Below are 25,483 nucleotides of genomic sequence, written 5' to 3'. Positions count from 1 at the left end.
TTTACCTTACCCCCTGCTCGTCTTCTTTTCCTCCCTCGATCTCCCTGACCGCACGGGCGATCTCGGCAAAGACCCGATCCTCGTCCACCGTAACCTCAACCCAGCGATCGAGATCGACGAAGTAGAGGTAGGGTGTCACCGGCGCCCCGAGAATCTGCCTCGCCGCACGGCGGTAGATCGTCATCTGGATTGCGTAATCCTCAAGATCCCCCGGCTTTCCTGTCTTGTAGTCGATGAGCAGCCAGGCGCCGCCCGGTCGTTGTACCAGTCGGTCGATGGTCCCCTGGAACGCAAACCCGTTCACCCGCACGAGGAACGGCACCTCACGGTGGTCCTGGAGAGCGTCCTGCATCAGGGGCGAGGCGAGGAACCGCTCGTAGAGCTCCCGGTACTCGTCTGCCTTGCCGGAATCCATGCCGTAGCGCCGCAGCACCGTAGCGGGGTCCCGGCCTTGGAAGACCTCGTGGACGACGAGGCCGCGGGTCAGGCCGTCTCCCCCGGTGGCAAACCCCGGTGACCGTGATTCCAACGAGCCGCGGAGGTACGCCTCAATCTCGCTTGCCGAGTATACGCGCTCCTCCGCCCCGTCCGGGAGAATGCCCACCGGGGCGGCCGCCGCGGGAAGATCGTCCGGCAGTGACAGGCAGACCCTGGCGGTCTCCTGCACCTCGACCGGGATCGCAGAGGGATCGGTGGTGAGCGGGATATGGAGTTCCTCGTCGTTTGGGAGGGCGAGCACGGCCTCGCCCCGGGCGCGGACCTCTGGCGTGAGACCGAGACAGTGCGCGAGCCAGGCCATCCGGGTTTTCCCGTCCTCAAGGCTCTTTGGGACTTCATCCAACGCCTCTCCGCAGAGGATGAGGTGATCTCGTGCCCGGGTCACAGCGACATAGAAGAGCCGTTTGCGCTCCGCCTCCTCTTTCTGCCGGTGCTCGTCCTTGAGTATCCGGAGGATGGGCGTCTCCTCACGCTCGTGGTCGTTTGCCGGGTTCGGGATCGAGACCCCGAGCATCAGCCCTTCCTCCACCATGATGGTCGCGCCGTCGGGCCGCGGGGTCTCCGAAAGGTCCGGGACGACGACAACCGGAAACTCCAGCCCCTTTGCAGCATGGACGGTCATGATCAGGACCGCATCGGAGGACGCAAGATCCAGGAGAGCATCCCCCTCCCGCTGCTCGTCATCGATGCATCGCCCGAGTTCTGCCACGAGATCATCGAGCGTGGAGGAACCGGCCTCCCTCGCGATGGCGATCAGTTTCTCGACGTTCGCTGCGGCCTGCTCACCCCCGATCATCCCGCCGAAGACGACAAAGATGCCTGAGGATTCGACGATCCGGCGGAGGAGAAGGGCTGGCGGGAGCCTGCGGGAGAGCGAGATCCAGTCCCGGAGGGTCGCCGCAGCCCTGACTGCATCCGCGCCCCCGTCCGCCAACAATCGCTCCCAGAGGTATGCCCCCGGTGATGCGGCGAGATGATAGAGCCGGGCATCGGAGAACCCGAAGTATGGTGACCGCAGCACGCCGTAGAGCGCCGCATCGTCCAGGTGGTTTACAAGGAACCGAAGGATATTATAGAGGTCGTAGACCTCCTGGCGCTCGTAGAACCCGAGGCCCGCGTGGACGTGGTAGGGAACGCCGTACCGGGCGAGCGCCCACTCGTAGTAGGAAAGGTTCGTCCGCCGCTCAAGGAGGATGGCGACGTCCCCATACCCGGCCGGCCTTGATCCCCCGTCCAGATAGACCCGCTTCTCTCCCTGCTCGACGATGGCGCGGATCTTTCTTGCCACCATCTCCGCTTCGGCCCGGCGGCCTTCCGCCCGGTCCTTGATCTTTGGACAGAGGAGGAGTTCGACCGAACCGGTCTCGCTCTTTCGGGATGCGTGCAGGGGCTCGTAGAGGAACTCCCAGGGGCGTTCGCACTCCGCCATCAGAGAGCCGAAGATTGCGTTGGTAAACCCGAGAACCTCCGGGGTGCTCCGGAAATTGACGTCGAGCGCTATCGTCTCCCCGCCGAGGGCGTGCTCGATCAGGTCGCGGGCGTTCCTGAACTGCGTCACGTCCGCCTCCCGGAAGAGGTAGATGGACTGCTTCGGGTCGCCGACGATGAAGAGATTCGCGGGGTTCTCGTCCGGGTCGCCGAGAATAGCCCTGATGATTGCGATCTGGACGGGATCGGTATCCTGGAACTCATCGATCAGAATGTACCGGAACCGATTCCGGAAGTGCGCGCTAAGGATATCCTCGCGATCGGAGAAGAGCCGGTGGGTGCGGTTCACCAGGTCATCGTAGTCGAGGGCGTTTTGCCGCCTCTTTTCCGCTTCAACCGCTTCGAGGAAAGTCAAGAAGGTCACCCCGAGGTCGCGGAGGAAGTCGAGCGTCGCCCGGGTGAACGGGTCGGCAGGGTCGAACGCAAGCGAGAGGATCCCGGCGTGGTCCTTGAGGCACCTATCCAGGTTCTTGTAGGCCGCCTGGAGGGCATCGAGGTCGTCACCGCTCCAATTCTTCTTTTGCCCCATTCTCGCAGAGAAACGCCGGTCTTTGTGGACTTCGAGCATCTCCGCGACCCTGATCTCACCGGAGAGGCAGGGTCCGATGGCTCGAAGGTAGACCTCCCCCGGGTCCCGCTCACCCGAATAGCGGGCGGCGAGATCCCGGAGCGTCTCGATCGATGGGGCGGCACGTTCGAGGAAGGTTGCGAGGGTCTCCGCCCGATGCCGCTCCACGGCCTCCTGCCAGGCATCGAGCACTTTCTCCTCGCCCTCTGCGAGCGCGGCAAAGAACGCCTCGGTAGCCCCGCGGCGGGAGTACAGGGTCTCCAGGTATCTCTTCAACTCGTACGGCCCTATCGCCCGCAGGACAGCAATCACTGCGGCGCGGCACGTTTCTGGAGGACAGCCATGGATGAGGTCCTCCGCCACCTTCTCCCGGAGCCGGAACGCCTCCCACTCATCAAGGACGGCAAAGGCCGGCCCCACCCCGGCCTCGATGGAGAATTCGCGAAGGACTGAGGCGCAGAAGGAGTGGAAAGTCGATATCTTCGCCCACAAGAACTCATTCCGGGTGGCGTCCCACCGCTCTCCCTCTTTTGCTGCAATCGCCTGGCGGACCCGGACTCTCATCTCGTTCGCCGCCTTCTCGGTGAAGGTCAGGGCGAGGATCTCCCCGACACAGGCACCGGCTTCAAGGAGGCTTAGGTACTTCTGGACCAGGACGTGCGTCTTTCCCGTCCCCGCCCCGGCGGTGACGCACCGGCTCATTGAATGGTCGAGCGCGGCCCTCGCCTGGCGTTCAGTCAGTGCCATCGGGGATCGCCTCCGCTTCGAGTATCCGCAGGGGATCGAACCGGCAGATAGTCTTAAAGCCGCAGTAGGTCGGGCATGGACCGGAATCCAACCGGGGCGGGAAGAAGCCCCTCCGAATCCCAGCAAGATACTTCTGCACCCACGAGAGCGTGGTCTCGACCAGTTCCCGGACATCCCCGACGCCGTTTCTCTGTGAACCCGTGTAGCAGGAGAAGCACTCCGCAAGACTCGCGTCCCAGAAGACCGGCCGATTCCGGACCTCCCCGCGCTTGAGGGTGTAGTAGGTGCCTGCGACTCCTTCCATCCCTGTCAGGATCTCGACTGCCCGAAGGTATAGAGGGAGCTGGAGCGCTTTTCCAGCCTGGATATCCTTGAGTCCGTGGTGTGAGGTCCCCGTCTTGTAGTCGGTGATCATGAACCGGCCGTCGGGCATGACGTCGACGCGGTCGACCCTGCCCCGCAGGCGAATCGTCTCGTTGCCAAGCGGGATGGCGATTGCATCCTCAATCGAGGCAGCGTCGACCTCTCCCGGCACCAGCGGGAGGCCGAACGAGACCTCGAAGGCCTGCGGGACGAAATGGGAGCCCGCGACCGCCATCTCGTGCTCGAGAAACCGTTCAAGGAGGCCCCTTCCCACCGCGGGCGACCCAAGGAGGACCTCCTTATCCGCAACCCAGAGGGGGCTATCGAGGGCAAGCCGTTCTGTCTCCTCCCGGCCGGTATCGAGGATCCGCCGGACGGCATCCGGGTAGCACGCCTCGGTGAGCGCCCCGTTGCCGTCACCCTTCCAGCCGGAGTAGAACCGATAGGTTATCCGGTGGATGAGGCTCCCCCGCTCCTGTGCCGTCAGGTCGGGATCGGCATCGGGAAAGGGTGCAAGTCCGAGGACCTGCTCCAGGTAGAACCGGAACGGACAGTCCGCGTAGGTCTCAAGCGCGGTCGGAGAAAAGATCGCCCCGTCGCCGAACCGTTCGGCGAGCGCCGCGAGGATTGCCGGGTCACCCTCGAGGAGGCCATCGTAGGGGGAGTCGTAGGCGCCCTTCCTGTGGTAGTTCTCGATGTTGAGCCGGGAGACCGCCTCGGGAACCGTGAGGCCCGGCGGCATCCTCTCCGGCATCTCCCCCCGGGCGAGGTGGGCGCCGGCTCGCCTGGCTGCTGCGAGCCGGGAGTCCGGGAAGTCACCGCTCCCCCACGGTGCAGGGGAGAACGCCTCTTTGGCGGCGTCGATGAATCCTGATCGCACCAGCGGCGTTGCGCCGTCGGATGCGGGGTAACTCAAGTAGACACGGGTCCGCCCGGAAAGGAGAGCCGCGATGAAGTGGTAGCGCTCTTCCCGGAGGATATCCTCTCCTGTTCGTGTCCCAAGGCGCCGAGTCTCGGCATCGGTGGTGAACGGAAGCCGGGTGGTGAGCCGGGGCATCGCGCCCTCCACGAGGTCGCCGATGAAGAGGTAGGGGACGGAAAGGTGTGCAACCTCCCGGACGCCGACCACCTGGACGGCGTTGCCGTGCCGCTCTCTGCCGGTCCGGGTCCCGGAGAGAAGGAGTTCAAGCATGGAGAAGAACTCCGCAAGCGGTATCTTCTCCCCCGGGAGCAGCAAGGCAAAGCGGTCGAGCGCCGCGAGCGCCTCCGTAAATCCCCTAAGATCCCGGGCCTCACGATCGAGGAGATCGGGGTCGCCGTCTGCCGGCATCACCGGGGCCTGCCACCGCTCGAGGAGCGAGCGGTAGGCAGCAAGGTGCTCCCGGATTGTCTTTTCACCCTCAAGAGCCGCAAGGTCGGCAAAGAGCGACCTGATCTTCTCCTGTGCTGCCGTGACGGCAGCAATCTTTGCCGTGAGCCGGTGCTTGGGCGCATCCGGTCTAGCCCGCTCATTCTCAAGGGTGCGGATGAGCGCGGCAAACCGCTCCTCCCAGGAGGCGGCTCCGGCGGTGATCCGGGCCTCCCGGGAGAGGAAGTCGATCTCGCAACCGCCGGCGTTCGGCAGGTAAGGAGAGGCCGTGAGGGCGACGACGTCCTCCCGTCGGTAGCCGCGGATCGGGACGGCGAGGACCGAAAGAAGCGCCCAGACAAGCGGTGATGCAGAGAGCGGCCGACCGCCGGACGCGGTGTACGGGATCGCGAAGTCGGGGAATACCTCTTCCACATAGGGCACCATTGACGCGAGATCGGGAAACGCGACCGCGATCTCATCGGGCCGGACCCCTCCCGTGATCAGGGAGCGGATCTCCTGGGCGATCGCCCGGACCTCATCGAGTCTGTCCCGCCGTTCTGCGACCATAATGGACTCGCTGTAGTCCGCTGGCTCGCACCGGGAGAAGAGCCGGGCAATGCGCAAAGAGCGCTCGTTTTTTTCATCCCCGGAGACGACCGCATCCGGGCCAAGCCACCCGCCGTCGTCCGAGAAGACCGCCGGGTTTGGGGCGTAGGGCAGCATGTAGTAGAACTCATCTGCACTCTGGCGCAGGGCAAGAAGCAGGTCCCGCTCGAGCGGCATCGGCTCGAAGAGCCCATAGACGTAGACGGTCCGGAACCCGACGCCTTCACCGGCGATCACCCTCATTGCGCGGGAATAGAGCGTGCTTTCGTCGACGAGGCGGTGCTCGTCGAGGAACTGGAGGTAGGCGTCGAGGAGGCGGGCAATCTCGGCGCTCTTCTGACTTGCAAGGTCGCCGAGGGCGGCCGGATACTCGACCTTCCGCATGATGAGGACTTCAAAGAGGGTCGCGAGTTCCTCGACGGCCCCGGACCCGGAAAGGAGCGGGCACCTGCCGGCGGCAAGCAGCCGGGCGAGAATGAGCCGTGACTCGGTAGCGGAGATCAGCGTCTCCGATGTTGCATGGGCCAGGACCACCTTCCTTGCAAACCCGGGGAGGGTGGTGACGGTATCGGCGATGACGGGGATACCCTCCTTGCCGAGGCGGTGGACGATCCTCCGGGCAAGGTGGGAGGTCGGGACGATGAGGATGGTGGCGAACGGGTCGCGGGCGGCAGATCTCCGGAACTCCGCAATGAATCTCTCTAGACCCTCTCCGGGCAATTGGCGGTACAGAACGGCGCGGGACATTCGGCAATCTCTCTTGATGAGAGATAGGGAGTGAGGAAGGGATGAGAGTTGCTATTTGAGCCGAAACAGAACGCTCTTTGGTGAAAGTGACGCCAGAGTTGATCATGGAGAGGATCGACCGTTACCGCGGCTGCCTGCTCGGGCTCGCCGTCGGCGACGCCCTCGGGGTAGCCGTCGAGTTCCGGCCGCCGGGAACGTTTGAGCCTGTCACCGGCATGGTCGGCGGCGGACGCCACAACCTCAAGCCCGGGGAATGGACCGACGATACCTCGCTCGCCCTCTGTCTTGCCGAGAGCCTGAACGAGAGGCAGGGGTTCGACCCCATCGACCAGCTGGATCGTTACGTGCGCTGGTACCGGGAGGGGCACCTCTCGAGCACAGAGAGGTGCTTTGATATCGGGACGACGACCCGAAGGGCCCTCGAGCGCTTCATGCGCACCCGCGAGCCCTTCCCTGGTCTGACCGACGAGTGGTCGGCAGGCAACGGATCGTTGATGCGTCTAGCCCCGGTGCCGATCTTCTACGCTAAAGATCCTGCCCGGGCGATCGAACTACTCTCCGGCGAGAGCTCGCGGACCACGCACGCACTGCCGGTGGCCGTCGACGCCTGCAGGTACTTCGGGGGGCTGATCTTCGGAGCACTTGCCGGTGCGCCGAAAGAGGCGCTGCTTTCGGAACGCTACTCGCCGGTTCCGGGCTACTGGGAAGAGCACCCGCTCACCGGCGAGATCGATGCGGTCGCGGCGGGGTCCTACCTCCGCAAAGAGCCGCCCGAGATCCGGGGGCGCGGGTATGTCGCGGCCTCGGTCGAGGCGGCGCTCTGGGCGTTTGGCCGGAGCAGCACGTTTGAAGAGGACTGCCTCCTCGCGGTGAACCTCGGAGAGGATGCCGATACCACCGCGGCGGTCTACGGGCAGCTCGCCGGGGCGTACTCCGGGGCGTCCGCGATCCCGCGGGGGTGGCTCGAGTGCCTTGCAAAGCGCGACCTCATCGAGGCGTATGCCGAGCGGCTGATGCGCTGTAGCGAGGTATCACCGGGCTTTGCTGCGGTGTGAGCCGGGGACCGATAGCGGTTGAGAAGAGTCTTTCCGATCCCGGGGAAGAGATCTCTCATGCAGAACGAGATCGATGCGATGCTGGAGCACGTGCGGACAGTGCTCCAGGGCTCCGGAGCGCACGGGTTCGACCATACCCTCCGGGTCGTGCGCCTCTCGGAAGAGATCGGTGCACGCGAAGGCGCCGATATGGATATCCTCATCCCGGCCGCGTTATTCCACGACATCGCCCGGCCGCTCGAGGAGAGAACGGGCGCTCTCCACGAAGAGGAGGGGGCGAGGATGGCAGAGGCGTATCTGCGCTCCATCGGCTACCCAGAAGACCGCATCGCCGCCATCGCCCACGCCGTCCGGGCGCACCGCTACAGCACCGGGATCGACCCCGCTACCCTCGAGGCCCGGGTGCTCTCCGACGCGGACAAACTCGACGCGATGGGCGCGGTCGGGATCGCAAGGACATTCATGCAAGCCGGAGAGCGGGGCGGAGGGATCCCGGACGCGGTCGATCACATCCGGGCAAAACTGCTCAACTTAAAGGACCTCATGTACACGAAGACCGCCCGGGAGATCGCCGCCAAAAGACATGCGCTCCTCGTCGCGTTCCTCGCGGCCCTGGAGGAGGAGTGCGTTCCCGCACAATAAAGAAATAATTAACAATTCTCCGGGAAGGTCCCTCTCATGGATACCCGCATAATCCTCTCATTCTTCATCAGCGCCGTACTCGCCGCCGCTGCCATCCTCCTCGCGACCGGCATCCCGGTTCCGGGCCCCGCCGCCCCGGAGGAGCCGACCATCCTCGCCGGGGTCCCCGACGTCCGGCAGGCGGAGTATTACTCCTGTGGTGCATCATCGATGCAGGCGGTGCTCTCCTACTGGGGCCTCGACGCCTTCGAGACCGACCTCCGCATCTACCTCAACACCACCCCCGTCCACGGGACCTACCCCTGGGATATGGTCCGGGTGGCAAGAGACCTCGGCCTTGAGGCGGAGTGGAAAGACAACCTCACCATCGCCGACCTCGAGGCCTCGATCCGCGATGGCGTCCCGGTCATCATCGACGGCCAGCGCTTCAGGGAGGCGAACAAGACCTGGGAGGAGTCCTGGGCGGTGGGCCACTACATGGTCGTGATCGGGGTGGACGACCGCTCCGTCTACATCGAAGACCCCGCCATCCTCGGGACGAGGCTCGTCATGGACCGCGACGAGTTCGTGCAGTCCTGGCACGACTACCTGGCCGAGCTCCCCTACGGACCGGAGTCGCCTAAGTACCACGGCATCGGGGTCTTCATCCGGGGCGAAGCGCCTGCGGAGCGGCCGGCGTTCGTCACCTGGGACGTGCCTCCGGCCTGGGTGCCGGAGGCGCCGCTGCCCTGAGCGGAAGTATGATCACCACCCTGGCCTCCAGGGTTCGGCTATCATCCTCATCGGAAAATGGGGGCAGAGGACACCCTCTCCCCCGGTACGAGCGGCAGGCCTCCCGCCGGCATCGGACCCTGTTGCAAGGGAGGTTCGTCATGCTCAGATCCAATGCAAGGGTGCCGTCCGACGGGAGAGTCCTCAGGGAGCTTCAACTTGCAATCTTTCCGGGTCCTCGGATACTTCTTCTACGGACCGGCGAAGCAGAAGGCGTATCTGGACAATTTTCTCCTTCCGGGGAATCCTCGATGATGAATAGGATCGAACCTATCAATAGGGCAGAGAGACCGAGCAGGAGAATCAGCGGTGCGAGAGTGAGGAGCATCGCCGAAGAGAGGCACGCCTTCCTTGCCGCATTCGTTACGACCCTGAGCGGTGAAACGCATACTCGCGGCCGTTAGAGTTACACCAGTTCATGCCGCCTGAGAAATTCCCGGATCTTTCTCGACTCGATCCAGCCCTGGTCGAGCTGCCGGATGTACTCGTTGATCCGCCTGACCTCATCCTGGATCACTCTGGTCGCCTGTTCATCCTCGAGCAGGTATGACATTCCAAGAATCACCTGGAGCGGCTGACGGATGTGGTCACCGAGGATCGCGAACTGCTCGATGTTCTGCTCGATCCGATCGAATGCCTCCTTCCGAGCCTGCTCGAGTTCTTGCTGCAGGGTGATGTCGCGCAAAACGATCGCCACCCTGCGGGTATCCTCCCGCTCACCCGGGATCGGGAAGAGGATAATCTCAAGGATCGTTCCAGGACGCTTATCGATGTACCGGTAGGGTTTACCCGCAGTGAGGGCATGCTCGATCGCATCCCGCCGTGCCGCCGCCAGTTCCGGCGGGAAGAGGTTGTACAAGCACGTCCCGACGAGTTCATCTACGTTTTTGTTAAATCGTGCCGCCATTACCTCGTTTAAGGCAAGGATGGTCCCACGATGATCGATAAGCATGGCTGCGTCGGGCGTGGCGTCCAGGAGCGCCCGGAACTGCTCCTCAGCCTTCCGACGCTCGGTGACGTCGTGGACGATGGAATGCAGGAGCACCCGGCCATGGATGACAACCCGACCACTGTAAAGATCTACATCGCGGATCTGACCGTCTGCCAAGCGATGACGGGATGAATAATGCTGTCCTTCGCTGACCGCGGCCTTCTGAAGCTCGTCCAGCACCGCTTCCGGTTCGAGGGTGTTGAGATCGGTGATCCGCATCGAGGTGAGGGTCTCGAGCGGGTAGCCGTAGTAGGCGCTCGCCGCAGGATTTGCGTCAACGATGGCACCGGTCCCGGGATCTACGATCATCATGACCGCGTGGCTTGTGGTGAAGATGCTCCGGAAACGTTCTTCGCTCTCTGCGAGGGCAGCCTCGGCTCTGACGCGGTCGGTGATATCGGTGATGTAACCCTCGATCATATCGACCCCGCCCCGGGAACCGGAAACTCCCCGTCCCTGCTCCCAGACCCACCTCACCTCGCCTGTTGCTGTGATCAGGCGGTACGTCATCTGAAACGGCCTCCCCTCCGCAAGCCCGGATGTGACCTCCCTCCAGACCCGCTCACGGTCATCGGGGTGGATGAGGTCACCATAAGCGACCTTGCGGTTGCCAATCAGGTCCTCCGGAAGATAACCGGTGACCCTCTCCGCTCCTTCGCTGACGAACTCCATCGTCCAGCTGCGTTCTATCCTGCATCGGTAGGCCATCCCCCGAAGATTGCTCAACAGCGTGGAAAGCTGCCGTTCGCTCGTTGTGAGCGCCTCGATAACCCGGCTCCATTCGGTAACGTCGAGCAAAGTCCCACAGATGCCGTATACCTGTCCGTTGTCATATTTCATCGGCATAACCGCCAGATCAAAGGTGCGAACGGCTCCGTTGATGGTGAGGAGCAGTTTACTCCTCGCTGCCTCCCCGGTCTCCAGAACGCGAGATTTGAGCCTGGTCAGCCGTGAGGCATCCTCGGGGCAGAAGAGGTCGGCATCTGTCTTCCCGGGGGCGAAATCCGGGAGGAGGACGGGGCCTTCAGGACTGCTGACGCGGAGATAGCGGAGTTCACAGTCCTGGGTGAAGATGACCATGGGGGATTCTTCATGGGCGCTCAAGGCGAGGTCGGCATCACCCTTACCGGTGTCATGAAAGACAAGGAGCCGGAGTGCGGGAGTAGTGGTCTTGATAGTACTCGTGGTGATGGATATCCGCCGGACACCCGTCCCCGGGATCAGGATATTGAGGAGGAGCGACGGGGGGCACATCTCATTGTGGAGGAGGGCAATGACCTCTCTGAGTGCTCCTTCCTCCGTCAACAGTGGTCCAAGATACTGCTGGATGACCCAAGAAGCATCTGCTCCGAGAAGATCTTCCTCGGTCGCATGAAAAAGGCTCTGTATCGGGAGATTAGCCTGCACGATCGTTAGGGTGGCGTCAACGATGAGGATACCATCGCCCTCTACCAGGCTTGAGGGCGAGGCCTTATCCTCACGTGCAGGTTTCGTTGGTATCATGGGAGTCTGGTTGTGCGACTTGACAGGAGGTAGTCCCCGCCGAGGTATCAATATAGTTACTCCCACGACTCATAAATCTGGCTGACACCCCACCACCATCCCAACTTTCGGGCATGAGCACAGCCTGCCGTTCCCGTTCACCGCAGCCTGCAGGACTCCTCGTAGGATCTCTTGCAGTCCGGACAGAGCACCCGGGCCTTCTCAAGGTCGGGATAGTTCTCCTCGGTAATCTCGTCACAGGCCGCTCCGCAGATCTCGCACCAGTACTCTTTCGTCTCCGCCTTCTCATCGCCTTTCAGTTTACGCTTCATGCACTCATCCTCCAGGTTCTGGGTTGCCCGGATACCCGGGTGAGTGTCGCTCACTCTAATCCGTCATCATGCTTTCGTCTCACCACTCACCAATTCCAGTAAGATCAAGCGCCATCTTCCAGAACCGATCCTGGGTTTTGGGATCGAGGGCAAGGGAAGATGGCTGGGTCCACCGGTTCTCCTCGAAGTACCTGCCGCTCACCTTCCCTGCATCCGGCGAGAGAGCAAGGTATGTCTCCACCTCGGCTCCTCTCTCCGGCGGGGAACCGTTATTCTGTTCGCGAATATAGGCCCGAAGGAGTTTTGTGTCGATCACCCCGGGATGGAGGCAGTTTGCAGTCACTCCCGTCCCCTCGAGGACGCGGGCAGCCTGGATGGTGAAGGCGATGATGCCCACCTTCGATACGGCGTAGGCATCATAGGGGTCGTAATTCGAAAAGCCCGGGAGGTTCCCCCAGTCGACGGACCCCACGCCACGGTGTGCAATCGATGCAACGTTTACAATCCTTGCCGGGGCACTCCTCCGAAGGAGGGGAAGGAGTTCATGGGTGAGCAGGACCTGCGCAAGGTAATTCACGGCGAACGTCATCTCGATCCCATCCGGCGAAACCTCCCGTTTCGGCATGAAGACTCCGGCGTTGTTAATAAGGACGTCAAGCCGATCATGCTTCTTCGCGATATCCTCCGCAAGTCTTCGGATCCGATCCTGTACCGAGAGATCGGCGATATAGAGGCTCAATCGGTCGGATCCCGTGGCCTCCTTCAGTTCTGCAAGGACTCGTTCGCCCTTCTCATGGTTTCTGCCGTGCAGCAGTACATAATGATCCAATGAAGCCAGTGCGCGTGCGGTTGCCTTCCCGATGCCGTCCGTCGAACCCGTAACCAGTATAGTCTGTCCAGCCATGTGGCCGTTTTCATGCCCGATCCCTACTTGAAAGTAGTGGTGCGGCAGAGTGGTGCGCCCCTGAAACGGATGGCAGATGATCAGGTATGCACCAGGTGGAATGCACCAAAAAGATCGTGATTTTTCTGAATGTGGTGCGTGTCAAATCAAAAAGGTGATATTCTGCACCACATACGTGTACATATGGTGCGATATTCGGTCACGATGGATGACGATCTCGTCACGCAGATCGATAGGATACGCGAACCCCGGGGTATGTCCCGGTCCGAATGGCTCAACGAACTCTGCAAGACGTACTTCAATGGTGCATCCGGAAGCGGGGTCAAGGCCGCTGTCCCTGTGGGAGCGCCGCTTGCAAGCGCCTCGGGGCCAAACATGACAGATTACGATGCTGCCTGCGCCAATTTTAAGATCGATGTTCCGGAATATTTCAACTTCGGCTACGACGTCATCGATCGGTGGGCCGAGATAGATCGGAACAAACTGGCGATGATCTGGGTCGACCAGGAGGGGAATGAGAAGAAGTACACGTTCCGTGACCTTCGGTACCTCTCCAACGGGGCTGCAAACATCCTCATCAAGTACGGCATCAAGAAGGGCGACCGGGTCATGCTGATGCTGCCCCGGGTACCTGAGTGGTGGATCTTCGTCATTGCGCTCATTAAACTCGGCGCGGTCTTCTGCCCCTGCCCAACGATGCTGACGCCAAAAGACCTCAAATACCGAGTGCAAGCCGGTAAATTCCGGATGATCATCACGAACTGCGAGAATGCTGAAAAGGTCGATGAGGTCGCAGACGCTTGCCCGTTGCTTGAGACCCTCTTCCTCGTGGACGGAGAGCGGGAGGGCTGGGTAAGCTACCCGCACGAACTCGAGTACCCAGCACCAGTATCGCACCACACCGTCAGCATGCCGATCTCGAAGAAGACGAAATCGACCGATCCCATGCTGATCTACTTTACGTCGGGCACCACCGGCCAGGCCAAGATGGTGCTGCACGACCACAGCTACCCGCTCGGGCACATTATTACCGCGCAACTATGGCACGACCTGCATCCGAACGACCTTCACCTGACGTTCTCGGATACCGGGTGGGCGAAGTGCGCCTGGGGCAAGATCTTCGGCCAGTGGATCGTCGGTGCCTGCATCTTTGTCCATGATATTCGGGGGAAGTTCAGCGCGACCGAACTTTTGCCGCTGATCGAGAAGTATGAGATTACAACGTTCTGTGCGCCGCCGACGGTCTACCGGATGCTGATCCTCGCGGATCTCGATAAGTTCGACTTCCGGTACCTGCGGCACTGCTGTAGTGCCGGGGAGCCGCTCAACCCCGAGGTGATCCGCGTCTGGAAAGAAGGCACCGGGCTGCCGATCTATGAGGGCTACGGCCAGACGGAGACCGTCTGCTGCATTGCCACGTTCCCCTGCATGAAGCATAAGGCCGGATCCATGGGCAAACCGGTCCCCGGCTGGCATATCGAACTTCACGACGACGAGGGAAAACCGGTTGGCGTCGGCGAAGAAGGGCGCATCGCGATCAAACTCGATCCCCGGCCGGTCGGACTCTTCGTGGAGTACCTGGACAACCCCGAGGCAAATAAGGAAGCGTTCCAGAATGGGTTCTACTACACCGGCGATAAAGCCTACATGGACGAGGATGGCTACTTCTGGTTCGTTGGGCGCAGCGACGACGTCATCAAGTCTTCCGGCTACCGGATCGGGCCGTTCGAGGTCGAGAGCGCGCTCATGGAGCACCCGGCCGTCCAGGAGGCAGCGGTTGTCGGGTCGCCGGACCTCATCCGGGGGATGATCGTCAAGGCCTTCATCATCCTAAAACCGGGCTACCAGCCATCTGAATCGCTGGTCAGAGATATTCAGGCTCATGTCCGGAACACCACCGCTCCGTACAAGTATCCTCGAGCAATCGAGTTTGTCGAGAGTCTTCCAAAGACCATCTCAGGAAAGATCCAGCGCAACATCCTGCGTGACCAGGAAATGCGCAAGCACGCGAACGGGAACTGAGGAGTTCCCATTTATTTTTACTCAGAAAGGGGTATTCATGAAAATCTAGGGCAGGAAAGATGCCGGTTCATACCGTCACCCTGCCGCTACGCCGCCGACCCCGGAGGAGATGAGGGTAAAAAGGGTCGGCCGCCAATCTGCCCGCGGTTCTCGTATTTAGCAGATCTTCTCGATGAAGTTCTCGAGGATCCGAAGGCCGACTGCGCCGCTCTTCTCCGGGTGGAACTGGACACCGTAGGCAAGCCCGCTATTGACGGCGGACGCGAAGGAGTGGATGTAGTCGGTGCTTGCAAGGGTATGCTCCGGTGCAGCCGCTGCGTAGTAGGAGTGGACGAAATAGACGTACTCCTCCCTGCGGAGCCCATCAAAGAGTGCTGTATCCTGCCGGATCTCGATGGTGTTCCAGCCCATGTGAGGTACCTTCTCCCCGGCGGAGGGGGGGAAGCGCTTGACGTCTCCCGGCACGAGCCCAAGCCCTCTGTGGATGCCGTGCTCCTCGCTTCTGTCCATGAGCATCTGCATCCCCAGGCAAATCCCAAGAAGCGGCGTATCCTTTGCGGCAGAAAGGACGGTCTCTTTGAGATCGCCAAGCATCTCCATCCCCTCGCGGAACGCCCCGACGCCCGGGAGAACGATGCCATCGGCTGCCGCAATCACCTCCGGGTCCGCCGAGATCACCGCCGCCGCTCCTGCCCTCTCTAGGCCCCGAAAGACGCTTCGGAGATTGCCGAGCCCGTAATCAATTATAACTATCTGCTTCTTCATCCGCATCTCCCCGCTTCCGCCACAGCCCCTTCTCGATCCAGTCATCGGGGAGGCCTTGCTTCTCCTGCCATCCGGCGAGTTTCTCGCGCCACATCGCCAGGAGTTCTGGGTGCGCCTCTTCGATGATCTCAAATGTTGCAAGGTCGCTTGAGGGGCACATGAAACACCCGATACGGTCGAGCCCCCGCTCGTAGAGGCGGTTGTAGGGCGCCTTCTCCCGGAAGATGTAGAGCCAGACGTGCATCGCCGTCCAATGCTGGATTGGGGCCGCCGAGAGTTGTTGCGGGACATGAACGTTCTGCCAGACCCGCTTGCTCTGCATCCGCTTCACCGACTCATACTTTCGCTGCCCGATGAACGTGAGGCACTCACCCCAGTTCTCGTCGATCAGGCGCCCGACAGGGTGAAGCTTGCAGACCTTGCAGCACCAGCGGTAGTCGACGGCCGGCGGGCCGTTCCTCTCAAACTCGCTCCAGAACGTCTCCACATCGGAGATCCGGAGAACAGTAAGTCCATAGCGTTCCGCTACGGCCTCCACATTCTCATAGGTCTCGGGGAACTCAAGCCCCGTATCGGCAAAGAGAAGCGGGACCGGACCGAGGGCTTTCTGTACGAGGAGCAGCGTTGCGAGGCTATCTTTTCCGCCGGAGTAAGAGATTGTGGGCTGCCTGGGGTTCTGTTCTGCAACATCCCGTATGAACTTGACGCTCGCGGCTTCGTGCTCCGCAAGGACCTGTTCGTTTGCCCGAACAGCATCCTCCCATGTCGCTTTTCCCGGAACGCAGACCGATGGGACATTTTTGCGGGTCCGGACAACAGTCCCACGCTCCATCGTCGCGGCGGTGGCGGCGTCGACTCTCGCCCTGCCCACGCCGATACACTCTCCGGCCCGCGTCAGGATGAAGACTTCGTCGCCCTCGCTGACAGAAGGATCGATCGAGACGAGGCCCGGCGCAAGGAGGCTCGCACCGCTGTCCCGGATGGAGGGGACTGCACCATCGTCGACGACGACGAAGCGCTTCGTCGGCCTCAGGTACGCCGCGGCAGCAGGACGCGGAAGAGGTTCCCAGCGCCGGGCCTCGGGGAGATAGCGAATCGCCCCCACGACCGCGCCGCCGAGGACGATCTCATCCATACGATCTTCAGAAGGGACTTTGTTTAAGAGTGCGATATGACCATCCGGTATCAGTGGCGCTCCGAAATGGTCGGAGAATATGCGGTTGATCCGCTCGATATCGTCGGGAAACGCAGGCCGGGCGTCTCCTGGCGGTGTGACGGCGACCGGGCGGGTCGAGGCGCCGCAGGCGCAGGTCCCGGAGAGCACCGGAGCGTGGCAGGAATCACACCATCGAAGCAGGATCTTTCCAAGATAAAGGCGTGGCATTTGCATATTCGTTGGAGAGAAATGAATAAATATCTTGGTGCGTATATGGTCCGTTCTGCAAAGTCCCTCTAATGGCAGGGATCCTATCTGAGAGGGACCGTTCTTTGTGCACCGGGAAACCCCGGATCGTATCCCGCTTGCTCGAAACCCGGTATGCCGGGTGCAGCGGACGGCGGGTGCATACGCTTAAATATATCCTTGCTGTAGAGTACTATCATGTTCAATCATGTAGAATATGATCCGGCATAGGTATGCCAGCGATTCTACATCGGCAAAAAGAGATGAGCGCATGTACCGGGTGATTCCGTGACCCCCCGCCAGCTGGCTACAAACGTTCGAGGTGCACTACCAGGCTGCCCTGTCGGGATAACCATCGATAGGGCTCCAGATCCAGCGTCTGCTGGGCCTTCAGCACCGAAGTATGGGGTGGTCGAGTGCGGCTTCTTGGTCGCGAATCCCGGATAGGAGAGATGGAGTGAGAGATGTGCATGAGAACAGGCTTGCTTTTGCAGCCATTGGAATCATCGTTGCTCTAGTTCTTGGATCTTATGCAATGTACGGCAATCCGACACCTGCCGGGGCATTCCTCGGATGTACAGCCATCGTCGTAGGGATTGCCCTGCTGACCTTCGCTTCAGGTACTGCGGTACCCTCGGTGCGAGTTGCGGGGAAGACGTTGCGGAAGACCGAGATCCTGGGGCTGCTCATCTTCATCTTCATGGCAACCATCATGCTCGTAGTCGGGATGGCGCTCTTCTACGACTGGCTCGCCGAACCGACCCCGGCTTCCGGGGAGGCCCCTATCGAGCTCGGACCGATAGCGGGAGTTCTCCGGATAGCCGGCGAGGTCCCGCTCATGGCGTTCGTGATAGGTGTTGAGGTGATCGGGGCAATCTCTCTGATTGCGCTCTATGTGGCCTCCAGACTCGGGCACCGGACATAAGGCTCATCTCTGCCCCGCCCCGGCGATCTCCTCGATCGCCCATAATAGTGCCTTTTTGTGCGCCTCCCTCTGCTTCCTGCAGCCGCAGAAGGACAAAGAGAATTATTTTCTCTCAATATTCTTGAGTTCGCATCGTCATCCCCGTAAATGCCGCCAATCGCTCTTTCGAGATTCTTTCAGCGCCATCCCGGAGAGCGGCGTTAGTGACCCAGGACAGCCATTGAGACGCCCGGGCCACCAGGGCGATGACGGGCACGATCTCCAGCCTCCCTGCCCACATGACGATGACAGAGAGCCGCTTTGCTGCCTGCGGTAATCCCGAAGGATGCGGAAGAGAAGAGTTTTTATGAGGGCCCATTCATGCGCCCGATGCAAATCTCCAGCCGTATATCATGCGCATACCCGCACGGTAATCTATTGCAGTCAGATCCGCGGTCATCGTCGGGCTTGTGGGTACTCGAAGCTGAAAAGATCCGGCAACCAGGTTCGGCGTCAAAGCAATAAGTTCTGGCTCAATTAAATTTATTCTATCAAAAATATATTGATACTGATTTCACCTGTTCCTGCAGATGATGGTCACCATCTCACTATGCCTTCAGAGCGGCCCATGGTTCACCGGTTGCCCGGCAAGCTGACCGGAGGAGCGGACGCCCGATCCACCCCGGGCCCGTACGGACCAATCTCACCACACCAATTGCGTGAGCGCAAGAGCGAGCAAAGAGATGCAGAAGACCGAGCAATGCCAGAAAGGGAGATGTTACATGGATAACTTGCGCAACGAGCCATTGGATAGACTCCAGCAGTTGATTCAAGATGCTCTTCCCACGCCCAACAGTCAACTGCAAGAGAGGCTAAAAGCAGGCATCGAGGCTCTGCTCGCCGAGAACCGCGATCTTGCCGCCCGGGCAGAACGCGAGCATAACGCACTCCTCGCCGCCATAGGAAGGCGGGGGATAGTCTACGATGCTGCCGGAAAAGCAATCGTGGTGAGCTCCGGTGAAGGTGACCGGGTGGCCCGGGCACTCCTAGGAAGAGGAGAGGGGGGCACAGCGCTCTACTACCCCGACGGAAACCCTGTTCGACCGGAAGATCTTCCCGGCCGGCGGGCGATCGGAGGGGAACAACTGATTGATGTTCGGTTTATCCTTCACGACGGCCAAGCAGAGGAGATTTACATCTCCGTATCCGCCACGCCCATCGTGACCGGAGGGACGATATCCGGGGCCGTCGTCACCTGGCTTGACGTCACCGAGGAGGAGCGAACACGGCGCAGAGTGGAAGAGATGAACAGGCTGCTTGAGGGGTTGTTTGAGAGCCTCGGGGATATCGTCGCCGTCCAGCTGCCGGACCACACGATCCTGCGCTATAACCGTACCGGCTACGAACTGATCGGGATGAGACCGGAGGAGGTCAGGGGACGGAAGTGCTACGAACTCATCGGGAGGACGGCGCCCTGCACGGTCTGTGCGACGGCCCATGCCGTCGTGAGCAGAAAGCGGGAGGTCGTGGAGAAGTTCGTGCCCGAATTCGGGCGGTACCTGGAGTGCCGCTCAAGCCCGATCCTGGATGAGAACGGCGAGGTGGCGTTCATCGTCGAGCAGCTCTACGACGTCACCGACCGGAAGCGTGCCGAGGACGAACTCCGGGAGAGCGAGGCGACGGCCCGGGCGCTCCTGAACGCCCCGAGCGAGATGATCATTCTCCTCGATAGGACTGGCCGGCTCATCGAGGTCAACGAGACGGCGACACGGCGGTTTGCACGGAGCCGGGAGGATCTCATCGGCCGGAGCCTATTCGAGTTCTTCCCGCCGGATGAGGCGGCAGTGTACGTGGCGCGTCTTGGGGAGGTCGTCGCGTCGGGCCGGCCCGCACGGTTCGAGGATGCGTGGGAAGGGCGGTTTTACGATGTCATCCTCTACCCGGCCGCCGACGAGCGGGGCAACGTCGTCCGGGTTGCGGCGGTTGCGCGGGACGTCACCGGGAAGAAGCGGGGGGAGGACGCCCTGCGGAAGCGGACACACGACTTAAACGAGCGGGTGAAGGAACTCTCGGTCCTGTACGAGGTATCCCGGATCATCGAGCGGCATTCGAAGTCTTCGCTCGATGAGATCTTCCGTGAGGTCGTCCGGGTCCTCCCCTCCGGCTGGGAGTTCCCGGAGAATGCCGTCGCGCGGATCACGGTGCAGGGGCGCCGGTTCGCGACGGAACACTTTGAGGAGACGCCCTGGCGGCAGGCATCCCCTATCGTCGTCCTCGGGGAGACGGTCGGGATGGTGGAGGTCTGCTACCTCCACGAGAGGCCGGAGAGGGACGAAGGGCCGTTCCTCGCCGAAGAGCGGGCGCTGCTCGATATCGTCGCCGGGCGGCTCGGCGGCACGATTGAGCGGTTCCAGGCATGGGACTCTCTTGAGAAGAGCGAGTCGCAGTTCCGGGAGATCATGCAGCAGAGTTTCGATATGATCTACACCTGCTACAAAGAGGGCGGGATCGCCTACATCTCCCCGGCGGTGACCCGTATCCTTGGTTACACGCCCGATGAGGTCCTCGGCAGGAAGTGCCGGGACTTCATCGTCCCTGCGTCGCTCTCCGCCTGGGAGGAGGGGCGGAAGAAGATTGCCCGGGGCGAGCCTGTTGAGGGGCTCGAGGTCGAGTTCTACCGCAAAGACGGGTCGGTGGCCTTTCTCGAACTGAACGAGTCGCCGATCGTCCGCGACCGGTCGGTGATCGGGGTGCACGTCGTCGGCAGGGACGTCACCGAGCGGAAACAGAACGAGCAGCTCCGGCAGCATGCGTTCGAGCAGATCGAGCGGAACATCGAGCAGTTCGCGATCCTCGGCGACCACATCCGCCAGCCGCTCCAGGTGATCCTGGGGATGAGCGAACTCCTCGATGAAGAGATGGCCACGGGGAAGATCCGGGAGCAGGTAGCCCGGATCAACGGCTACATCGCGGAGCTCGACCGGGGCTGGATCGAGTCGCGGCAGGTCCGGGAGTTCCTGCGGCGGTACGACCTGGCGTGAGTGGGATATCTTCCCCGGGGACTCCTAGGTCCGGTCGTTGTGCGTCGCCGGTGTCGCACAAGAGATTTTGTGCGACATGAAACCCCATTTTGTGTCGCACAACGTTTTTTTGTGGGTCATATAGTGCGTTTTGTGACCCACAAATTCCGTTGTGGGTCATGGGTGACCCATAACCCCTGGGGTACGGTTTGTGTATACTCTGGTATACACAACGAACTTTGTGTATATCGGATCGGTTTTGATATACACAAAACCGTTTGCAGATACCCGGTATTCACAACCGGCCCCCTCAGCGATTGCGTACTGCGACCGATCGCCTCCGGCGCCGTCCGCTTCATCGCGTCATAGAGGCCGGGGTCACCGTTGCTTTCCAGCCTTTGCCCCCATCTTCAGGAGAGTTCAGCCACCTCCTCTCCCCGGAGCCGCGTTGCCCCTCAAAAGACTGATACGGATGGGCGTCATACTACCCCGGTAGATACGGTCGGGCGCAATGACAGGACACACATTAACCAGGGCGGCACGCGAGACTATCATCTCAATACTCACCAGACACGATGCCGAGTGGATCGCGGTCTTCGGCTCCTATGCGCGGGGATCCGCCAATCCGGCGAGCGATATCGATATCCTGGTCAGATTCGCCCGCAAAAAAAGCCTCTTTTCGCTTGTCCGGATCGAGGACGAACTCGCCCGGGCTCTTGGCATGAAGGTGGATCTCGTCACCGAGAACGCCGTGAGCCCGTACCTTGCCGATGCAATCTACCGTGATGCTGTGGTGATCTATGACGCCGGAGGACCTCGCATATCTCCATCATATCCTTGATGCCATAATAAGCATCGAAGAGTTCTCCGGGGGCATCGGATCGGCGGAGGATCTCCGGAACCACAGGCTGGAACGCGCCGGGATCGAGCGCATGCTGACCATCATTGGTGAGGCGGCAAAGATGGTATCGCCGGAATTATGTGCCGAGCACCCGGAGATCCCCTGGAGAGAGGCTGCGGGGATGCGGGATAAGATCGTCCACCATTACTTCGGCGTGGACTACGAAGCGGTGTTCCTGACCCTGCGCGATGATCTTCCGATTCTCAAGCAGGAAATCCTGTCGATTCTCAACGAGACCAGACGTTAGTTGCGCTGTATCTCACCCCGCCACGGCCGCATGGTCTACGGGCTCACGGAGGGCGAGATCGCGATCGTGGAAGTGGTCGACGCATGACCGACCCTGTCCTTACCAGGGACACGCTCCACCGGAGGTGTGCAGAAAGAATGCGGGGGAAGGGATTCGAACCCTTGAACTCCTGCGAGACTGGACCCTAAATCCAGCGCCTTTGACCTGGCTCGGCAACCCCCGCTCGCATATATGTCGCCGCCTGGAGCATTATACTTGTTCCCCGGCGGCCCGGGCGGTCGCCGGCTCCCCGCAACCCGGGCATCCCGGCGCCCGCCGCTCATGAACCCCCGGCACCTGGATATCCGGCATCAACGGAGCGCAACGGCCAAGAATGCGCGCGTGGAAAATTATATTGTTTTTGGAATATCTTATATGATATACAAAAGTAACCCGGGGGTATCGCCCCTGGGGCGCTCCACCGGTGCATTCCGGCCAAACCATGCCCGAAATGGTAACAACAAAACCTTTATTGAATAGATTGACCGTATTTTCCAGTAGTTGAGTGATAATGCTGGGTGAGATCCTCCACATCCTGGCTGCAGCCGCTATCAGCTGGATACTCTTCGTAACTATCGATATTCTCTTCAAATTACCAGAAGCGGGGGGTGTCAGCGGAGCGTCGGCCATTGCGCGCGATATCGAGGCCGGCGGCGGCGCTCTTCCCGGCGGCACCATGATGGGGAATATCGTCTGCTCTCCCGACGCCTCGGCAGGGACCCTCCTCGCCGCCTGCGGCGTCTACGTCGCCGGCATCCCCGGAGGGCTCGCCGCAGCCCTGATGGTGTATATCGGCAACCGCATCTGCCATGACCCCGGTTACGCCGGGACCACCGGGGCGGTACTCGCCACGTTAGTCGTCTATGGCTTCACTCAGATCGGATTTGCCGCAACGGACTTCATCGCCGGGATGGTCATCGCCATCCTCACCATCCAGGGGCTCTCGCACGTCCACGCGAGCAGACTCCTTACGCGGCTCTGGAGGGTCCGGCAATGATAGCGCTCTACGTCGTGGCCGCGATTGCGCTCTTTGCCGTCATCCGGGCAACGCTTGAGAAAAACACCGGCAGGAAGTTTCTCTACGTGAACGTCATGAACTTCGCCGTCGCGGGTACGCTCGTCCTGCTGATCGACCACCCGCTCGCCCTCGTCGCGGCCGCGGCCTACTTCGTCGGGTCGACGCTCGAGTCGAACGCCATCGCAAGCACGTACGCAGGGGGTGAGCGGCGTGGATGAGATCATCATCATCCTCTTCGCGTCCGTGGCGCTCATCGGCGCCCTTGGGACCTACCTCCAGCAGGACCCCTTCAAAAAGTTGATCTCAATCGGGATCATCTACGGCGGCGTCATCCCGTTCGTCGTCGACCGCGGTTACCTGGACGTCGCGATCGTCGTCAGCCTGATCATCCCCATCTCGACCATCATCATCCTGCCGCTCATGAGGAGGGATATTCGTGACGCCTGAGTTCATCCTCGGGTGCATCATCCTCATCATCGGGGTGATCGCCGCCGGGTTCCCGCGCGAGAAGACCTACCTTACGAGGCTGATCAATCTTGAGATCCCCGCATTCGGGCTTCTCCTGATCATGCTCGCCTACGACGAGATGCTCGCTATCATGACCTTCATCGCCGTGACGGCAATCTCGACCTTCGTTCTCATGCGGGTCATCGAACGCAAGGAGGCCGCACGATGACGCCGAACCGATCGATCATTACCCGGATATCGGCGGCGCTCTCAAGGCTTGAGAACCTCACCGGGCTGTATGCGCTCCTCTTCGTGATCGTGCTCGTCTTCGGCCTCATCACCCTGCCGTCCATCACCTACAACGAGGACCAGCTCTACCCGAAGACCCTCAACCCGGAAAGTCCTCTCGACCCCTACGACCGGGGCGGCGTGCCGTTCGGAACAACTCCCGTGAAGTCGCAGTACCCGGAGAACTCCCCCTACGCAGGCTACGTGACGGCCTACCTCACCCCGTTCAGCCAGTGGCTCGCCGATACCACCCTCCATATGGGGACGACGATCGTCGCCCACCCCGGCGGCATCATCGATGAGATCCTCTACAACACCCGGGGGTTCGATACGGTCGTCGAGACGAGCATCCTCTTTGTAGCGTTTGCGATCGCGAGTTTCCTCTTCCGGAGGGAGGAGTCCTGATGATGGACGCCGCCACCTACTCGTTCGGGCTCGCCGTCGCCGTGATCGGGCTCATCATCGGGTTTACAGCCATCGTCCGGGAGAAAGACGACCTGCACCGGGTCCTCCTCACCGACCTCGCGGAGGTCCTCGGGCTCGTCGTGATCGCGCTCATCGCCACCGACCTTGCCGAGGCGCTCATCCTCCCGGGGCTCGTCGTCGGGATATCCGAACTGATGGCGGTCTCCGAGGTCTACATCACGAGAGAAGGGCTCCAGGCTCCGAAGGGACCGGCGTTCCGGATCGAGGTCATGGACAGCGCTCCGGGCATCCTCGCGCTGATCCTGGTCGCCTACGGCATCATCCTCTCGGGCTTCACCGGCGGGGCGGTCGCTGCGGTGGGGGCGGTCTTCTACTTCATGTGCAAGGGGCATGCCGAGCAGTTCGAGTTGATCGAGACCGTGAGCGGCTATGCGTGGGCGATCTGGATCGGGGCGTTCTTCGTCTTCATGTTCCTCCCCGCGTACTGGTTCTTTGGGGTGATGATGGCGGGCGGTGCGATCCTCATCAAGGTGATGGCAAAGATGTCCCTCGTGGGAACGATGCGGAGAGGTGGTCCGGATGTTTAACCTCCCCACCCCGAACATCGGCGGGCCGGAACTCTTCGTGCTGGAGTTCGGCGACATCGTCGCCTACTTCAGCCCCTACACCGCGGCGCTCTTCGCCTTCGCCCTCCTCTTCACGCTGCTCGTCATCGTGAGCAGGCCCGAAAGACAGATGGACATAGCCTTCGGCGGGGACGCCTACTACGCAAAGGAGGTCGACCCCGGTCTCATGCGGTTCCAGCGATTCATGGCGATCGCCTGTGGTCTGGCCACGCTCGGGGCAATGGCGACCGGGGACGTCTTCAACTTCACCCTCTTTGCGTCGCTTGTCGGGATCACGAACATCGGCATCGTCGCGGCCTACCGGAACCGGCATGTCTTAAACGCCGCGTTTCAGTACGGAATCGTCGCGATGCTCGCCACTGTACCGCTCTTTGGCGGCGCGGCGATCATCGCCGCGAGCACCGGCACGCTGAGCATGTGGGAACTCTTCACCGACGCGGTGACGGTCCCCCTCGTCGCGAAGGCGTTCCTGGTCCTCGGCGTCATGGGAGAGGGCATGGCACCGTTCTATGTGGCAAAGGCGGAGATCACGAGGGCACAGGGAGCGCCGTTCATCCTGATGGTCCACGTCAGTTCGCTCCTCCTCTTCCTGCGGGTGGCGGAGATCGTCATATCGATGTGATAAGCCATGAAGAAACAGACAGCACTGATCACCGGTCTTGCGGCGGCGGGTATCGGGATAGCAGGCGAGCCCCTCGCGGCCGCCGGCTACCTCCCGGTCTGGGCCGCGCAGATTCTCGCGGTCATCGCCTTCCCCGCCTTCGTCGTCTTCATAGCACTGTGGTGGAACGCGAAAACCAAGGATGGGGATATCCCGTTCATAGGATACTGAC

At 61.4% G+C, this 25,483-nt stretch carries 23 protein-coding genes and 1 tRNA gene; 16 read left to right on the top strand and 8 right to left on the bottom strand.

The genetic code is table 11. The features are described from left to right. Window position 1: 1 nt before the first annotated feature. Together MCUTH_RS00880 and MCUTH_RS00875 are read right to left on the bottom strand one after the other, a co-directional pair. Window positions 2-3,301 carry a UvrD-helicase domain-containing protein gene (locus tag MCUTH_RS00880; protein WP_066954132.1) on the bottom strand — a complete coding sequence of 1,100 codons (3,300 nt, stop codon included), beginning with the start codon at window positions 3,299-3,301 and terminating at the stop codon, window positions 2-4. Next, window positions 3,288-6,368, bottom strand: coding sequence for a PD-(D/E)XK nuclease family protein (locus MCUTH_RS00875; RefSeq protein WP_066954129.1), 3,081 nt, complete (start codon window positions 6,366-6,368; stop codon window positions 3,288-3,290). The genes MCUTH_RS00880 and MCUTH_RS00875 overlap by 14 nt, the downstream gene beginning before the upstream one ends. Before the next feature lie 104 nt (window positions 6,369-6,472). On the opposite strand from MCUTH_RS00875, the gene MCUTH_RS00870 reads away from it, so the two are divergent. Genes MCUTH_RS00870 through MCUTH_RS00860 form a run of 3 tightly spaced genes read left to right on the top strand, consistent with a single transcriptional unit; the run spans window position 6,473 to window position 8,797 of the window. Then, entirely contained in the window at window positions 6,473-7,423 is a 951-nt protein-coding gene (locus MCUTH_RS00870; protein ID WP_066954125.1) for an ADP-ribosylglycohydrolase family protein, read from the top strand. Between the two features lie 57 nt (window positions 7,424-7,480). After that, on the top strand, window positions 7,481-8,065 hold the full coding sequence (locus MCUTH_RS00865) for an HD domain-containing protein (RefSeq protein ID WP_066954122.1): 585 nt from the start codon (window positions 7,481-7,483) through the stop codon (window positions 8,063-8,065). 36 nt (window positions 8,066-8,101) lie between these two features. Next, window positions 8,102-8,797, top strand: a complete 696-nt coding sequence (locus MCUTH_RS00860) for a C39 family peptidase (protein ID WP_066954119.1) — start codon at window positions 8,102-8,104, stop codon at window positions 8,795-8,797. A gap of 445 nt (window positions 8,798-9,242) precedes the next feature. Here the strand turns inward: MCUTH_RS00860 and MCUTH_RS00855 are convergent, their stop codons facing one another. The 3 genes from MCUTH_RS00855 to MCUTH_RS00845 all read right to left on the bottom strand — a co-directional run bounded on the left by MCUTH_RS00855 (window position 9,243) and on the right by MCUTH_RS00845 (window position 12,545). Then, window positions 9,243-11,330, bottom strand: coding sequence for a PAS domain S-box protein (locus MCUTH_RS00855; RefSeq protein ID WP_066954116.1), 2,088 nt, complete (start codon window positions 11,328-11,330; stop codon window positions 9,243-9,245). Window positions 11,331-11,467: 137 nt separating this feature from the next. Further along, the gene (locus MCUTH_RS11780; protein WP_066954113.1) at window positions 11,468-11,695 is read right to left on the bottom strand and encodes a hypothetical protein; all 228 of its coding nucleotides are present in this window, start codon (window positions 11,693-11,695) and stop codon (window positions 11,468-11,470) included. A 25-nt stretch (window positions 11,696-11,720) separates the two neighbouring features. Next, the gene (locus MCUTH_RS00845) at window positions 11,721-12,545 is read right to left on the bottom strand and encodes an SDR family NAD(P)-dependent oxidoreductase (protein ID WP_066954110.1); all 825 of its coding nucleotides are present in this window, start codon (window positions 12,543-12,545) and stop codon (window positions 11,721-11,723) included. Between the two features lie 183 nt (window positions 12,546-12,728). Between MCUTH_RS00845 and MCUTH_RS00840 the strand changes: the two genes are divergently transcribed. Beyond that, window positions 12,729-14,567, top strand: a complete 1,839-nt coding sequence (locus MCUTH_RS00840) for an AMP-binding protein (RefSeq protein ID WP_150468698.1) — start codon at window positions 12,729-12,731, stop codon at window positions 14,565-14,567. 156 nt (window positions 14,568-14,723) lie between these two features. Here MCUTH_RS00840 and hisH read toward each other — a convergent pair whose 3' ends face one another. Both hisH and MCUTH_RS00830 read right to left on the bottom strand, forming a co-directional pair. Then, the gene (gene hisH, locus MCUTH_RS00835) at window positions 14,724-15,332 is read right to left on the bottom strand and encodes an imidazole glycerol phosphate synthase subunit HisH (protein ID WP_066954676.1); all 609 of its coding nucleotides are present in this window, start codon (window positions 15,330-15,332) and stop codon (window positions 14,724-14,726) included. Then, window positions 15,307-16,716, bottom strand: coding sequence for a phosphoadenosine phosphosulfate reductase domain-containing protein (locus MCUTH_RS00830; RefSeq protein ID WP_066954108.1), 1,410 nt, complete (start codon window positions 16,714-16,716; stop codon window positions 15,307-15,309). Before MCUTH_RS00830 ends, hisH begins: the two co-directional genes overlap by 26 nt. 475 nt (window positions 16,717-17,191) lie before the next feature. Between MCUTH_RS00830 and MCUTH_RS00825 the strand changes: the two genes are divergently transcribed. The 4 genes from MCUTH_RS00825 (at window position 17,192) to MCUTH_RS00810 (ending at window position 21,806) form a co-directional block, all read left to right on the top strand. Further along, window positions 17,192-17,659, top strand: coding sequence for an MnhB domain-containing protein (locus tag MCUTH_RS00825; RefSeq protein WP_161937558.1), 468 nt, complete (start codon window positions 17,192-17,194; stop codon window positions 17,657-17,659). Between the two features lie 761 nt (window positions 17,660-18,420). After that, window positions 18,421-20,679, top strand: a complete 2,259-nt coding sequence (locus MCUTH_RS00820; RefSeq protein WP_066954102.1) for a PAS domain S-box protein — start codon at window positions 18,421-18,423, stop codon at window positions 20,677-20,679. Between the two features lie 490 nt (window positions 20,680-21,169). Next, the gene (gene mntA, locus MCUTH_RS00815; RefSeq protein WP_066954100.1) at window positions 21,170-21,499 is read left to right on the top strand and encodes a type VII toxin-antitoxin system MntA family adenylyltransferase antitoxin; all 330 of its coding nucleotides are present in this window, start codon (window positions 21,170-21,172) and stop codon (window positions 21,497-21,499) included. After that, the gene (locus MCUTH_RS00810) at window positions 21,459-21,806 is read left to right on the top strand and encodes a HepT-like ribonuclease domain-containing protein (protein WP_066954098.1); all 348 of its coding nucleotides are present in this window, start codon (window positions 21,459-21,461) and stop codon (window positions 21,804-21,806) included. Before mntA ends, MCUTH_RS00810 begins: the two co-directional genes overlap by 41 nt. Window positions 21,807-21,944: 138 nt before the next feature. Here MCUTH_RS00810 and MCUTH_RS00805 read toward each other — a convergent pair. Then, window positions 21,945-22,029, bottom strand: a tRNA-Leu gene (locus MCUTH_RS00805). A 327-nt stretch (window positions 22,030-22,356) separates the two neighbouring features. Here MCUTH_RS00805 and MCUTH_RS00800 point away from each other — a divergent pair. From MCUTH_RS00800 to MCUTH_RS00765, 8 genes are read left to right on the top strand one after another with little or no spacing between them, the layout of a single operon-like run. Then, entirely contained in the window at window positions 22,357-22,842 is a 486-nt protein-coding gene (locus tag MCUTH_RS00800; RefSeq protein WP_191092823.1) for a hypothetical protein, read from the top strand. After that, complete coding sequence (locus tag MCUTH_RS00795; RefSeq protein WP_066954096.1) at window positions 22,839-23,081, top strand: DUF2109 domain-containing protein; 243 nt, start codon at window positions 22,839-22,841, stop codon at window positions 23,079-23,081. The genes MCUTH_RS00800 and MCUTH_RS00795 overlap by 4 nt, the downstream gene beginning before the upstream one ends. After that, window positions 23,074-23,310, top strand: a complete 237-nt coding sequence (locus MCUTH_RS00790; RefSeq protein WP_066954093.1) for a DUF2108 domain-containing protein — start codon at window positions 23,074-23,076, stop codon at window positions 23,308-23,310. Before MCUTH_RS00795 ends, MCUTH_RS00790 begins: the two co-directional genes overlap by 8 nt. Beyond that, window positions 23,300-23,539: a DUF2107 family protein gene (locus MCUTH_RS00785; RefSeq protein WP_066954092.1), complete on the top strand. Its 240-nt coding sequence runs from the start codon at window positions 23,300-23,302 to the stop codon at window positions 23,537-23,539. The genes MCUTH_RS00790 and MCUTH_RS00785 overlap by 11 nt, the downstream gene beginning before the upstream one ends. Continuing rightward, window positions 23,536-24,003 carry an EhaF family protein gene (locus MCUTH_RS00780; RefSeq protein ID WP_066954089.1) on the top strand — a complete coding sequence of 156 codons (468 nt, stop codon included), beginning with the start codon at window positions 23,536-23,538 and terminating at the stop codon, window positions 24,001-24,003. Before MCUTH_RS00785 ends, MCUTH_RS00780 begins: the two co-directional genes overlap by 4 nt. Window positions 24,004-24,005: 2 nt before the next feature. Further along, window positions 24,006-24,611: an EhaG family protein gene (locus tag MCUTH_RS00775; RefSeq protein ID WP_083524717.1), complete on the top strand. Its 606-nt coding sequence runs from the start codon at window positions 24,006-24,008 to the stop codon at window positions 24,609-24,611. Next, the gene (locus tag MCUTH_RS00770; RefSeq protein ID WP_066954083.1) at window positions 24,604-25,272 is read left to right on the top strand and encodes a hypothetical protein; all 669 of its coding nucleotides are present in this window, start codon (window positions 24,604-24,606) and stop codon (window positions 25,270-25,272) included. Before MCUTH_RS00775 ends, MCUTH_RS00770 begins: the two co-directional genes overlap by 8 nt. Before the next feature lie 6 nt (window positions 25,273-25,278). Further along, the gene (locus MCUTH_RS00765; RefSeq protein WP_066954080.1) at window positions 25,279-25,482 is read left to right on the top strand and encodes a hypothetical protein; all 204 of its coding nucleotides are present in this window, start codon (window positions 25,279-25,281) and stop codon (window positions 25,480-25,482) included. Window position 25,483 lies beyond the last annotated feature (1 nt).

Source organism: Methanoculleus thermophilus (genome assembly GCF_001571405.1).
Taxonomy (GTDB): Archaea; Halobacteriota; Methanomicrobia; order Methanomicrobiales; family Methanoculleaceae; genus Methanoculleus; species Methanoculleus thermophilus.
This window is presented reverse-complemented; position numbering and strand designations above follow the sequence as displayed.